13 protein-coding genes are annotated in these 13,543 nt (G+C 53.1%); 3 read left to right on the plus strand and 10 right to left on the minus strand.

Annotation, left to right across the window (positions count from 1 at the left end):
• Window positions 1-167 precede the first annotated feature (167 nt).
• From mgtU to C1N64_RS21415, 3 genes are all read right to left on the minus strand, one after another.
• Window positions 168-254, minus strand: a complete 87-nt coding sequence (mgtU, locus tag C1N64_RS21405) for a magnesium transporter protection protein MgtU (RefSeq protein WP_353247409.1) — start codon at window positions 252-254, stop codon at window positions 168-170.
• A 9-nt stretch (window positions 255-263) separates the two neighbouring features.
• Entirely contained in the window at window positions 264-359 is a 96-nt protein-coding gene (gene mgtR / locus C1N64_RS21410) for a protein MgtR (protein ID WP_110268492.1), read from the minus strand.
• A 596-nt stretch (window positions 360-955) separates the two neighbouring features.
• Window positions 956-1,840, minus strand: a complete 885-nt coding sequence (locus tag C1N64_RS21415) for a helix-turn-helix transcriptional regulator (RefSeq protein WP_058708894.1) — start codon at window positions 1,838-1,840, stop codon at window positions 956-958.
• Between the two features lie 169 nt (window positions 1,841-2,009).
• Here C1N64_RS21415 and C1N64_RS21420 point away from each other — a divergent pair, with 169 nt between their 5' ends.
• Window positions 2,010-2,915, plus strand: a complete 906-nt coding sequence (locus C1N64_RS21420; protein ID WP_394515569.1) for a DMT family transporter — start codon at window positions 2,010-2,012, stop codon at window positions 2,913-2,915.
• Window positions 2,916-2,919: 4 nt separating this feature from the next.
• On the opposite strand, the gene C1N64_RS21425 is transcribed toward C1N64_RS21420, so the two are convergent.
• A complete protein-coding gene (locus tag C1N64_RS21425) occupies window positions 2,920-3,264 on the minus strand; it encodes a gamma-glutamylcyclotransferase family protein (protein WP_033742448.1) in 345 nt (114 codons plus the stop codon).
• Between the two features lie 312 nt (window positions 3,265-3,576).
• Between C1N64_RS21425 and C1N64_RS21430 the strand changes: the two genes are divergently transcribed.
• A complete protein-coding gene (locus tag C1N64_RS21430; RefSeq protein WP_033742450.1) occupies window positions 3,577-5,235 on the plus strand; it encodes a methyl-accepting chemotaxis protein in 1,659 nt (552 codons plus the stop codon).
• 252 nt (window positions 5,236-5,487) lie between these two features.
• On the opposite strand, the gene C1N64_RS21435 is transcribed toward C1N64_RS21430, so the two are convergent.
• The 5 genes from C1N64_RS21435 to C1N64_RS21455 form a co-directional block, all read right to left on the minus strand.
• The gene (locus C1N64_RS21435; RefSeq protein WP_172913183.1) at window positions 5,488-8,562 is read right to left on the minus strand and encodes an efflux RND transporter permease subunit; all 3,075 of its coding nucleotides are present in this window, start codon (window positions 8,560-8,562) and stop codon (window positions 5,488-5,490) included.
• Window positions 8,559-9,692, minus strand: a complete 1,134-nt coding sequence (locus C1N64_RS21440) for an efflux RND transporter periplasmic adaptor subunit (RefSeq protein ID WP_347449360.1) — start codon at window positions 9,690-9,692, stop codon at window positions 8,559-8,561. The genes C1N64_RS21435 and C1N64_RS21440 overlap by 4 nt, the downstream gene beginning before the upstream one ends.
• Window positions 9,693-9,809: 117 nt before the next feature.
• Complete coding sequence (locus tag C1N64_RS21445) at window positions 9,810-10,997, minus strand: sensor histidine kinase (RefSeq protein WP_367144126.1); 1,188 nt, start codon at window positions 10,995-10,997, stop codon at window positions 9,810-9,812.
• On the minus strand, window positions 10,994-11,686 hold the full coding sequence (locus tag C1N64_RS21450; protein WP_394515570.1) for a response regulator: 693 nt from the start codon (window positions 11,684-11,686) through the stop codon (window positions 10,994-10,996). Before C1N64_RS21450 ends, C1N64_RS21445 begins: the two co-directional genes overlap by 4 nt.
• Before the next feature lie 638 nt (window positions 11,687-12,324).
• Window positions 12,325-12,609, minus strand: coding sequence for a hypothetical protein (locus C1N64_RS21455; protein WP_006121951.1), 285 nt, complete (start codon window positions 12,607-12,609; stop codon window positions 12,325-12,327).
• Window positions 12,610-12,784: 175 nt separating this feature from the next.
• Here C1N64_RS21455 and C1N64_RS21460 point away from each other — a divergent pair, with 175 nt between their 5' ends.
• Entirely contained in the window at window positions 12,785-13,096 is a 312-nt protein-coding gene (locus C1N64_RS21460; RefSeq protein ID WP_006121950.1) for a hypothetical protein, read from the plus strand.
• A gap of 7 nt (window positions 13,097-13,103) precedes the next feature.
• Here C1N64_RS21460 and C1N64_RS21465 read toward each other — a convergent pair whose 3' ends face one another.
• On the minus strand, window positions 13,104-13,490 hold the full coding sequence (locus tag C1N64_RS21465) for a bleomycin resistance protein (RefSeq protein WP_394515574.1): 387 nt from the start codon (window positions 13,488-13,490) through the stop codon (window positions 13,104-13,106).
• Window positions 13,491-13,543 lie beyond the last annotated feature (53 nt).

Here is a 13,543-nt window from a genome sequence, read left to right on the forward strand (position 1 = left end):
ATTATGAAAGCGAAGGTTTTATGGGGGTTGGTTACGTGTGTTCCGCGAAAGTGGATGTTTGACCAGAAAATTTAATGGGTTCTCAGGCACCGTCGTGGGCATTACGCTGCGCCCACCGGGTCCGGTATCTGACGGACCAGACGCAGGTAATGTCTGGTCCTGAGTGGTTAACGAATCACGATCGTCAGCAGGATGAGGATGGCCGCTATGGCAACAACCTGAATAAAAATCTGGTTAAGCGTGAACTTGCGCATTGCCTTCCCTCACTGCGTCAGTATTTGCCAAATACCTGCCGACATCACGATAAAGCCGACAAAAAGAAAGATCAGGGTTATCGCGGTTTCGGATGAACGATTCATAGTATTCCTCCCTGGTTAATGATGAGCGCCTGACCCTACTGTGCAGAAAGCAACAAATCGGGGCAGGACAGGTCTGTTTCATGGCTTCAGGCAGAGCAGGGGCTCACCGGTTTCCGGTAAAGGCGTAAAGCCGCCTCACTCAAAAAGGGGTTAGCGCGTCACAGGAACAGCGTGAGGTCTGCCAGTACGTCAGTGGTGTGGTTCCGTTGTGCAAGGCAGGGGTGCCGCATTGCCGTTCCGCGTTTAAAAACGCTTTACGGATGCCTTACAGCAAGGATGCCGTCCATCCGGGAGGCGGGAATAGCGCATTTTTGAACATAAACATGACGGTGGTCCTTATGGTCTGATTCATGATTAACCGGACAAAAGGCCAGTCATCGCGACGGGAAGCCTGCTGTCGCCCCTGGGCGAGCAAAACCATCACGAAAGCGTTTTACTCACCGGAGGGTGAAAAGAAGGTTATCCCGTCACAGGGCGTCCGAATGAATCTGCACGTAGTGTAATCAGGTTACACAATGCGTCAAAGCACGAACCGCCAATGTGTGAGGATTGGTTTAGGTTAACTCGCGGGGTGCTTCGTCCATGACTGAGACGATTCACAACAATTGAGGGCCGCTGGCCATGCGTAACTGCGACGGCGTCGATCCGGTCACCTGCTTAAACCGGTTACTGAAATGGCTCAGTGAGTTAAAACCATTCTCCAGTGCAATCTCGGTTAACGACAATGATGTCGATACGATCATCTGACGCGCGTTTTCCATCCGGCGCTTCATCACGTACTGGTGAGGTGCAACGCCGAGTGACTGACGAAACATCCGGGCAAAATGATATTCACTCAGACTGGCCTGGCTGGCGAGAACGTTCAGAGTAAGGGGCAGAGCCAGGTGCGCATCAATAAACGCCAGGGTATTGCGCAACACATAGGGAGCAAGTCCGCCCGTGACAGAGGGAAGCCGCCACTGGACACACGAATAGTGTTGAATCAGATGGGTTAACAACAACGTGCTGGCGGTGCTCAGCATCAGCTGATTGGCTGGCTGCTGCCAGTCGCAGCTAAGTAAAAACTGGCGATACAACGCCGTAATCGTGTCATCACTGGCAAAAATCTTTTCATCGAGGGATAACGAGGCCGGGCTGCGATCCCAAATCTTTTCACCGACCTCTCGCAGGTGCTCATCTGTGCAGTAGAGATGCACGAAGGAGAGATCGCTGCGTACATCCCAGGTCGATTCACTGTGCTGCGGCATCAGGCAAAATTTATTCGGTCCGCCGCCGTTGCGCCATCCGTTTGCCGTTTTGTGGTAACTCTCATAACCATCAGCAATATACAGGCTGAGCGTATGATGATTGCTGTTAACGGTAACGCGGTCTTGTTTGTTGTGCCAGGCGGCCAGTCGGATGCCCGAATTAAGTATCACCGATTCCCGCAGCACGGCCTTTTTTTGACGCAGTGTTTCAAAGGTGTCGTAAACGCGAGACATGGCATGCTTCCGCTTGATAAACAGAGGTCCAGTCTAGGATGACAGACGTCAGGTAGCCAGATGTATCACGCTAAAATGCGCAAGATTTTGCAACCCGACCGCAACATGATGAAAGCCGACCCCTCGCGATTACGTCACAGTGAAGAGAGTCTGAGGCAGAGGGATAACGATGAACGCAATACTTTACGCCATTGTGGTCGTGATTTGGGGAACAACCTGGATCGCTATTTTTTTACAGCAGGGGCCTGTAGATGTCACGGTTTCGGTATTCTGGCGGTTTGCCATCGCCAGCGTCATTATGCTGATCCTGTTAACGCTGCTGGGACGCCTGCGCCGCCTGGCATGGCAGGACCATCTGTTTTGTCTGATCCAGGGATGCTGTGTGTTTTGCTTTAATTTTTGGTGTTTTTACACGGCTGCGGCTTACATTAATACAGGCCAGGAGTCGGTGATTTTTTCGATGGCCGTGCTCTATAACGCGGTAAACAGTTATATTTTCTTTGGCCAGCGCCCACGCCCCCGTTTCTGGTTTGCCGCCGCACTGGGATTAACCGGCATGGTCGTCCTGTTCTGGCACGATCTGCATATCAGCGACTGGAACAGTACCGCGCTCATGGGAATGGGGCTGTCAGCACTGGGTACCTTTGGTTTTTCATTAGGCAATATGATCAGCCTGCGCCATCAGCGTCGGCATCTTGAGACGATGACCACCAACGCCTGGGCCATGTTTTATGGTGCCCTCGTTATGGGCCTTATCGCTATTATTCGTGGTGCCAGCTTCTCACCGCAATGGACCTTCACTTATCTCGGTGCCTTACTTTACCTGGCGGTGTTTGGTTCCGTCATTGCTTTCTGGGCTTATTTCACCCTGATCAAACGCACAAGTGCGGGCAAAGCCGCCTACACCACACTTATGTTCCCTCTGGTCGCGTTATCGTTCTCCACACTTTTTGAAGGCTATACCTGGCAAAGTCATAGTGTGGCCGGCTTGCTACTGATTTTAAGCGGTAACCTGGTAATGTTTGCCCGCCCCATGCAGTGGTTCAGGCGTAAAGCGCTGACAAACGCGCATTAGCTGTTTATGCGCGCGGCGGTGTGCATTGCGGTTGCAGTTGATAGACGTAAGCGGTGACAGTGTCACCGTTTTCAAGAGTCACTTCCGTCCTGAGGCGATCGTACCCGTCTTCAAATTCGTCCAGCATGGGCCAGTATGATAAGAGATTATCAGAACTAAAAACGTAACCCTCAACGCGCGGACCTCGGCTATCCAGCACCAGACCAGGAAAGCCTGCGGCTGCCCCGCACCCCTGAGGATAGAAAATGCCGCTTACAAAGCCTGCCTGCCAGTTGCCTCCGACCCTGTCGAGAATGTGGGCATTACTGTGGCCCGGGCGCAAAGTGCCATAAACGAATAACCTTTCCATCATTATCTCTGTGTAAAAACCGCTACCTTAGCTGCACGAACTGCGGTTGTCATTATGGAGAACGTTCTATTTTAACGCACAGGCGGTGCGTAGCAATATGCGCTTATTATCATGGATTTATATTTTAATGAAACAACCTGTTCACATTTAACCCTATAGTTTCTGTTAGTGACAAAATATCCCGCCATAGTCGCTGTTTTCTTTTTTTCAAGGTTCTGGAAATAAAATTACGTTGTAAAGCCGGTTAGTTATTTGCCGATAAAGGCCTGTGAAAATAATTGTAGTTTTTACCTATCCGGGGGAGTTTTTTCTATGACAATCACGCAGCGTTTAGTGCTGGCATTTTCTTTGCTTGCTTTATCACTTTGTGCGCTTGTTGCTGTTTCTTTATCTGTGATTTCGGGCTTTCAGTCGCGCTTTGAATATGTTCAGGTTAATGCTATTCCCAGCATTAAAGATCTGAATAAGTCAATTAGCGCAACTAACCAACTGGGGCTGGCCCTGTATCGCCATCAGACGGCGACAGACAGCGCTAAGCAGGCTGAAGCAGAACAAAAAATTAATACCATTATTAATAACATCAAGTCATTAAATGATTATTATATGGCGAATGATATTTCCAGTGATGAAGATAAAGAAATGACCGTTGGGGCCAATCGTAACCTCGATGCGGTCCGCAGCGCGTTACCTGCTTTTCTTGCTGCGTCACGTAGCCATAATAATGAACTGTCACTTTCTCTCCTGCAAAGTGACAATGGCATTGGCGCTGCCGCACGTAAAATGGAGTCTGATTTCACTAAACAAATTGAGCTGAACATTCAGATTGGTGATGCACTCAGAGCACAGAATAATCAGATTTATTCTAAGACCGTCTGGATGATGACCTGTGCCTCACTGTTGGTTATTTTGCTGCTCGGTGCGTTCTCAATAAATATTATTGTTGGCATTAAACGTAGCCTTACCAGCATCAAAGATACCATGGCTGAAGTGAGCAGCAATTTGGATCTGACACGCTTAGCGCCGGTGTTGAGAAAGGATGAGATTGGTCAAACGGCTATGGCGTTTAATGATCTGCTTAAGCGTGTATCGACTACGCTGCTGTCAGTCAATCATGCGGCGCAATCCGTCAGCACAGGATCGACGCAGATTGCGGCTGGCAACGAAGATTTGTCATCTCGCACTGAGCAACAGGCCGCCTCGCTGGAAGAGACATCGGTTAGTATGGCTACGCTCAGCGATACCGTACGGCAAAATGCCGAGGGCGCAGTCCAGGCCAGCAACCTGGCCAATAACGCCAATAAACTGTCCAGGCAGAACGGCGAAGCCGTGAGTCAGATGCTGACCACGATGGATGAAATTCGCGGTAGCTCAGCCAAAATATCTGATATCACAGGGCTGATCGAAGGTATTGCATTTCAGACGAATATTCTGGCCCTTAACGCCGCCGTTGAAGCTGCCCGTGCGGGTGAGCATGGCCGTGGTTTTGCGGTCGTGGCATCAGAAGTTCGCAATCTGGCACAACGTTCGTCATCCGCGGCTCGTGAAATTAAAGAGTTAATCACCACGTCTGTTTCGCAGGTTGAACAGGGGCTGACGCAGGCAACAAGCGTAGGCAGTAACTCCGATAACGTGGGCCATGCTATTCAGCAGGTTGCCGATCTGGTTAATGAAATTGCCGCTGCTACAGCCGAGCAAAGCAAAGGCATTGAGCAGGTGCACCAGGCTATCGGCCAGATGGATGAGGTCACGCAGCAGAACGCCTCCCTGGTTGAGGAAGCTTCATCTGCATCCAAATCTTTACAGGAGCAGGCGGAAACGTTGTCGAGACTGGTGTCAACGTTCAAAGTTAACGAGAGCGTCACGCAGGTGGCAGTATCGTCCCCTGTAGCCGTGAGCTATGCATCGCCTGTGTTAAAAAGACCGCAACTGAATGCCACCGGTGCAGACAAGGTTAACTGGGAAAGTTTCTGATGCGCTGTCACTGGGCCTGATCACTTCAGGCCCAGAACACGAGCGCTGCGATATCGCAGCGCTTTCTTATTGATATGCGTTTTGCGTGGCGAAAAGCCTTGTTTTTGGCGCATGAGACGCGTTTCTCTCTTTCGATGCACGCTAGTGATACTGTGCAGGCCTTGTGCGCCATTCATGCCCTCCATACCCGGACCGTATGCCTCATTCCGTTGCGCACTGCGATCAGTAACCCAGTGACAATATTCGCCGCCCTCATTTGCGCGATCGGGGCGCGCCGCGGTTTTCCCATGCCATTATCAGGCTGAGTGAGGCAGGCAGCAGGGTCAGCGTGACCAATGTGCCGGTGATCAGCCCACCGATGATCGCGAATGCCATTGGCCCCCAGAAAACCTGATGTGAAATAGGTAACATGCCGAAGATTGCCGCGCAGGCAGTGAGCAGGATGGGGCGCGCCCGGTGCAGTGCGGCATGGCGGATGGCGTCACCCTGTGCCATGCCAGCCTGCGCATGGCTGTCTACCTCGCTGATCATGATTACGGCGTTACGGATAATCATGCCCGCCAGCGCAATGATGCCCAGCAGTGCGACAAACCCCATCGGCGTGCCACCCGGTAACATTGCCAGGACAATCCCCGGCAGGCCGAAAGGTGCCATCAGCAGCGCAAGCAGCATTCTGGAGAACCGCTTCAACTGCAGCATCAATAACACAAGCATGCAGCACAGGGTGACCGGCAAAACGGCAAACACTGAACTGTTACCTTTATTCGACTCGGCGACGGTTCCACCTTCTTCAATGGCGTAACCTGCGGGCAAGGTTGCCCGCAGAGTATCCAGGCCAGGTCTCAGTTGATCAGACACCGTTTCGGCCCGTTGCTCAGGTGCAATATCGGTTTGCACGGTGATATAGGGCAAACGCTGTCGTCGCCAAATCACCGGATCGTCGAGCTGCCATTTCAGTGTGGCGACCTGCCCAAGCGGAATTTTTTGCCCGGAAGCTGTGTTGAGCATCAGGCTGTCTAAGATGGCTGTGTCCTGTCGTTCCCGATCGTTGCCGCGCAGAACCACATCTATCAGCCGGTTATGATCGCGAACCGTGGTCACGGTACTGCCGGACATGACAGTATTCAGTGTGGAAGCAATGCTTTCTGAGGAGACGCCGACGGCCCGTGCAGCAGTCTGGTTTACCTCAACATTGATTTCCCGCTCGGGCTCGCCAGCCGTCATATTTACCTCACGCGTATTCGGCGAACGCGAAAGTTGAGCAGCCAGTTTTTCCGCGATGTCCCGTACTTTGCTGTAGTCAGGGCCGGTGACGCGGTATTTCAATGGCCAGCCGACGGGTGGGCCCAGTTCGAGAGGGGCCACACGGGCAGTCAGATCGCTGAAATCCCGCGCCAGTGTCGCCTCCAGGCGGCGTCGAACGCGATCGCGCGCTTCCAGGTTCTTAGTCACCACAACCAGTTGCGCCACATTTTCATTGTCCAGCAAGACTTCCATGGGCAAATAAAACCGCACGGCACCTGCGCCGACATAGCTGGAGAAGTGATCGACATCGTGATCGGCGCGCAACAGGGTTTCCAGCTGTGCGGTACGCCGTGTCGTTTCACTTTGAGAGGCATTTGCCGCCAGCGAAAGATTCACTAACAGCTCGGGACGATCGGACGCGGGGAAGAATTCGCCCTGCATCAATGTAGTGCCTGCAATCCCCATTCCCAGCAATAACAAGGCGCTTATCACGGTTGTCCAGCGGTAGTGTAAAACCCGATCAAGCAGACGACGATAGCAGCGGGCCATCAGCCCGGGAGGTGGTGATGGGGCTGTCACCTGCTCAGTTAACAGCCAGGTGCCGATAACCGGGGAAAACAGAATCGCCACGACCCAGGAGCACAGCAGCGAGATCAGCACGACTGCAAAAAGGGAGTAACAATATTCACCGGCGCTGGAGGCCGCAAAACCGACCGGAATAAAACCGGCGATCATCACCAGCGTTCCCGTCAGCATAGGAAAAGCGGTGGTTTTAAACGCAAAGGTTGCGGCCTGCGCTTTGCTGTCTCCCGCCTCAAGGCGGGAAACCATGGTTTCAACCGTGATCATGGCATCATCGACCAGTAAACCCAGCGCAATAATGAGAGCCCCCAGCGAAATGCGTTGGAGGCCAATACCGGCCACTGTCATGCCGACGAATGTCATGGCCAGAACGAGGGGAATCGCAGCGGCGACCACCAGCCCGGCACGGAAACCCAGCGAGAAAAACGAGATTGCCAGAACGATCAGTACCGCTTCCGCCAGCACCCGCACAAAGCCACTGACGGCGGTTTTAACAACGGTGGATTGATCGGCGATCTTCACCATCGTGATACCGTGCGGGAGCTGGGCGGCAATCGTCTCCATGCGCGCATGAATGGCCTGACCAAATTTCAGCATATTACCCGTCGGGGCCATGGAGATGGCCAGGCCAATGCCAGGCTCGCCGTTGACCCGGAAGGTTGACGCTGGCGGTTCAGCAGGCTGAAGCGTTATCGTGGCAATACTGGTCAGCGGGATAAAGCGCTGGCCGATATGTAAGGTAATGGCCTTAAGGTTATCAGCCGAGGTCAATGCACCACTGACATGAAGTGCAATATTTTCTTTATCAGTGCGTATTACACCTGCGGGCGCAACGGCATTTTGCGCGGCCAGAGCATCACTTACCTCCCGAAGCGTAAGGCCCATGCCCGCTAACTGCCGTGGCGAAAACGCGATAACAATGTGTTCTTCCTGTTCGCCGGGCAGGGTAATTTTACCCATGTCTGGCACATCCATCAGGCTTCGACGGATCTCATCGACTTTATCCCGCAGTTCTCGCGGACTGAAGCCATCGGCCGTAAAGCCATAAATCGTGCCATAGGTGTCGCCAAATTCGTCATTAACAGCGGGACCCTGAACGCCTTGTGGAAGCGATGAGGCGATATCCTGCATTTTTTTCCGAATCTGGTACCAGATAGTCGGGACCTGATCCGGCGGCGTATCATCACGCAGGTTAACAAAGATGACCGCCTTTCCCGCCCGGGTTTCACTCTCGATAAAATCCAGGAACGGCGTTTCCTGCAGTTTTTTTTCCAGCGTATCCGTCACTAACTGCATCGTATCTTCCACCGTGGCACCGGGCCATTGTGCGGACACGACCGCCGTTTTGATGGTAAACGCCGGATCTTCATTACGGGGCAGATCGATATAGCTCAGTACGCCCGTCGTCATCACCAACAGCATGAAAAACACCACCAGTTGCTGATGTGCTAACGCCCAGGCAGAGAGATTAAAGCGGGCTCTTTCAGCCGATCTTCTCATTTTTCATCCTCCCCGGACTGTACCCGCTCTCCCGGCAAGAGCGTTTTCACGCCTGCGGTGACTATACGCTCACCCGGTATCACGCCGGCACTGAGATAGATATGTTGGGCATCGAAGCGCGCCAGCGTGACCGGCCTGAGTGAAAGCTGATGGGACTGGGTGTTCACCACAAAAACGGCGGGACGATCGCCGGCACGCGTGAGAGCGCTGGCGGGCAGGGTGACAACCTGTTCGGCTTTACCGGGAAAGGCCCCCACGACGGTCGACCCCAACGCCATAGCGACCGGCGGTTGCGGCAGCATGATACGTAGTCGCCAGGTGCGGGTCTGTGGATCGGCCTGCGGACTGATATCGCGAAAATGCCCCTGTGTCTTTATCGCAGGGTTCGATAACAACGTAATGCTGAAGGGCGTGGAGGAGGCGTACTCCGCCAGCGAGGGTTCAGCAAGGTCAAAGACAGCATCGCGATCGCCATCAGCAGCAAGCGTCATTACGGACTGCGCGGCGCTTACCACCTGACCCGGCTGGACATTGACGGCGGTAATAACACCGGCGCGCGGAGCAGTAAGCTGCGTCCAGTTGAGATTATCCTGGGCATTTTTAAGCGCGGCTTCACTGCTCTGACGCCGGGAAACGGCCGCCTGCCAGTCACCTTTTGCACTGTCTAACTGCGAACGGGAAATGGCCCCACCGGGCATCAGCTGCTGCATACGACGCAGCGTAAGTGCGGCAACATGTTCTGAGGCGCGCGCACTCGCCAGATCGGCAGTGGCACTGCTGAGCTGGTTTTGAGCGGCATTACTGTCTAAGGTCGCCAGAACCTGACCGGCATTCACATGCTGTCCAATGTCCGTGGTGCGGGTAATGACGCGGCCATCCAGCCTGAAAGCCAGCGAAATTTCTTCATGGGCACGAATTTCACCCGTCTGCGTCATCAATCCACCGCTGGAGAAGGGCGGAACCAGTACTGTCCGCACGGGACGAGGCGCCTCACGCGCAGGCGGCGCTTCCTCCCGACAGCCTGACAGGATAAGCATGCCTGCCACGACAAACAGTGACGGTAACACATAACCCGTAAAGCTCAGATGACGCAGCGCCTGGCGGGCAAAAGCGGGAATAAAATCTGTCATAACCGTATTCCTGAAATGAGACAGGCTCATTTAAAACGGGTTATGTCCAGAAACCTTCGATGAATTATCAAGAAATGGTCAAGGCAGACAAAAAAGCCTGTCCAGGCCAGCACGCACTCAGGTTGATCGCGTGTCGTCAGATAAAGGCAAAACGATTGTAATCTTCAGTCCGCCGTCCGCAGGCAAACGTGCAAAAATCTCCCCACCGTGCGCCTCTACGATAGCCTTCGCAATAGACATGCCGAGACCGCTTCCGCCGGAATGCCGTGCGCGCGACGATTCTGCCCGGGTGAAACGGTCGAAAATGACAGGCAGAAACTGAGGATCCACGCCCGGCCCATAGTCACGAAACTGCAGTGTGACAGCGGCGGGCGAGGGATGAGCGGTCACAGAAAACCGTTTCCCCTCTACGGCATAGCGCAGTGCATTTTCCGTCAAGATGGTTACCACCTGGCCCAGCCGGGAGACATCGCCAGTGAAAGAGAGTTGGCCGGGTGACTGCACCTCAATCACCATCTGTTCGGCTTCAGCCTGAGGCGCCAGCCACGCTGTACGTTCGCGTAACAGCTCGGTAAGGTTAAACCGGCTCAGGCTGAGCGTAAGCTGGCCAGCTTCCGCTAACGATAATAAGTGCAGTTCATCCGTCAGGCGGCTCAACTGCGTCAGCTGCTTCATGATCATGGAGAACTGCTGAGGTTCCGGCGCAAATACGCCGTCGACAATGCCTTGTAAGCGGCCAATGGCTGCGGTGAGTGGCGATCGTAGTTCATGAGCAATGGCAACCTGCGAAGCTTTAAGTTCGCGTTCGTAACGGGCTAACTGCTGGGTCATCAGATTAAAGTCTTCCGTAAACCGCACTAATTCCTGTGGCGCGCCGTCGACCTGACCGACCGATGTGCCGAATTTCCCCTGTGCCACATCGCGTGCCGCATTCGCCAGCTGACTAAACTGTTTCGCCAGCGGTCGGGCGAAGCGCAGCCCCATTACAATAAAGAACGGAATCACCACGGCGACCAGCACGGCGACCGTCAGCCAGTCAGCCGAGGCGATTGACGGGTCGGAAAAGCCGACGCCCCACCACTGATCGACAATCTGATGAAAGCGAGCCGGTGCCTGCTCCGGGTGTAACCGTATGCGGGAAAACTCCGCCCAGACGTCCGCAGGCATGCGAGAGTAAACCCAGAGCATTTGCAGCGCGAAACGCAGCCACATGCAAAACGCGATAAGGATGACGCTTCCCAGACCGATTATCAAAATACGGATGCAGATCCAGCGCCACATTGAGTCGTGCGTTTTTAGTTTCATGGTTGTCTGAACCTGTAACCCACACTGCGAACCGCAGGTAAAATATCTGACATGCCTGCGGCTTCCAGTTTGCGTCGCAGGTTATAAACATGGGTATCAACCACGCGCTCAAGCGCATCACTTTCAGGCAGGCAGTGTTCAAGCAAGAATAAGCGACTAAACGGGCGGGTTGGGGCGCGCATCAACGTCACCAGAATCGAAAACTCCGTTGGGGTCAGATCGAGCCGCTGAATGCCCTGTTCATTTTTTACTACCGCTGTCAGCGATTCAGTGTCGACTTCCAGGCCCGCCCAACACAATGTGCTGTCGGGGACGGTACTTTGTTGGGTGCGACGTAAAACGGCCTGAACACGTGCGACGGCCTCGCCAGGATGGTAGGGTTTCACCACATAATCATCTGCACCATAGCGTAATGCGCCGATCCTGTCGGGGGCATCTCCCATCGCTGTCACCATAATCACTGGTGTATTTCCCCTGCGTCGAAGGGCCGCCAGAACTTCCGTGCCGTTCATGACGGGCAGCATCACATCAAGCAGGATGAGATCGGGCTGCCAGCGTTGCGCGTGGTCAAGTCCTGTCATTCCATCGCCAGCAATCATCACCGTGTAGCCTTCACGTTTAAGATAGGCTTCAAGTACGCCGGCTGCATCGGCATCATCTTCGATAATCAGTACACGTTTAGACTTCATTGGGGCCACTTTGACTTTTTCTCCCTCATTTCCCGGATGTGCCCGCACCGCTTTATTGGCATGTCAGCCGTGTCGTCTGCATTTAATGTGATTAAGCAAAACGATAATAACCTGAAAAAATCTGCAAGACATGGTCAGTTTAATGTCGGCTGGAGGAAGAGAAGGGAATGCGCAGGATGCCAGAGAGAGGAACAATACGCCTAATGAAAAAAGGTGATGAAAAAGGGCTCGATCAGAAATAATGAACGGACATCAGACGTTTTTTCAGGTTGTTACCAAACGGCTGCCAGGCGGAGTCAGACGTTTACGTTTAAGGCATTACGGGGGTTACTCATTGTGGGGAATGTCTGCGATGCCGATGCGTTAGCGCTGGGCAGAAAACATGACACTGTCACTTTTAGGGTGAGCGGTTTGCTCAGGCAAGACTGGCATGGTGCCGGGCAGGAAGTGGTTACGGGCAGGCCAGGTGACGTTCATACAAGGCTGTCCGACTGATACGATGAAAAACCGCCCGGTTTAATAACGCCGCCGCGTAATGTCTGGCGCAAACCTGATCGGTCGCGTGATTTATCGCTTCTGTGCAAGGCCGCCCCACAGCAGCCTTCATCTGCTACGGGGCGGCCAGCATGAATCCGTATTTACCCTTTATGGCACGCGACGCGATCGTAACCGGTAAGTGCGGATTTCGCCGTCGCTTTACGCTTTCTGCTGTTAACTTTGGGCAGCCAGATTTTAAATTGCTCCGCCAGTTGCTTCGCCTGTTGTTCATCCGTGGTACGACAGATAAACAGTTTACTCTTGGTTTGATTGGTCACATCGGTGGCATAAATTTCGTAACTTCCGCCACGGTGATCGTATTCAATATCCGTGAAATGCATGTGTGGCCACAGGCCCGTTCTGACCTCAAACTTGCTCAATTCCATAATTTTTACCGTTTTTGTTTTTTGCTGTGATGAATGTCGTTCCCCTGGTCGGGCCACTAAATGTAGAACAAATTCGGATTTGTGCCAGCCGACAACATTATTTTTCACTGCCAGTCTTAATTTTTTATAAAAACAGCGTGTTACCATGACATTATGTCATTAAAAGGAGAAAACGATGATTGTCAGAACCTGGCATGGTTGTGTCCCTCAGCAGCACGCAGAGGCATTTTTTACGCATCTACAGAAGACGGGCGTGCAGCATGCAGAATCGGTACCCGGTAACACAGGCGCTTTTATTCATCAGGTTGCACAGGGAGAGTGGCAGCATTTCTTTCTGGCCACATACTGGCGGGATCTGGCGGCAGTAAAGGCGTTTGCTGGCGAGGATTACCCGGTGGCAGTTACCTATGCGGATGACGAACAGTTTGGGTTGATCTCCGATCCCTATGTCTTTCACCATCAGGTCAGCGAGGTGGTCGCGCTGTAATGTTTTTTCAGTCTAAGACCTGACAAAAACGCAGCAGGTAGCCATCTGGATCCTGAACCAGTAACGCCTGCTGGCGTTCATATTTCTCACCCGTATAGTAGGCGTTTTCGCTAAGTGGTCGGAACAAGGGCGTGCCCGTTTTCACCAGGCGCGTGTGAAGCTGCTGAATACTGGAGACTTCTATCTGGAAGTTAATACCGCGTCCCAAAGGATACTGCATCTCTGCGGTGTGCCAGCCCGCGTCATGCTGCTGTTCAATCATTAATTGCGCTTCACCATAACAGAGATAAGCGAAGTCTGGGTGAATGCGTCTTATTCTCACAGTAAACCCCAGTTCATCGACATAAAACGCAAAGGATCTGGCAAAATTAGTGACAGTCAGTTCCGGCACCATCGAATTCCAGAAGCGAGAATCAGCAGGTTCAACTGACGATGTAGTGACGCGTA

Source organism: Pantoea sp. SGAir0215 (assembly GCF_043543215.1).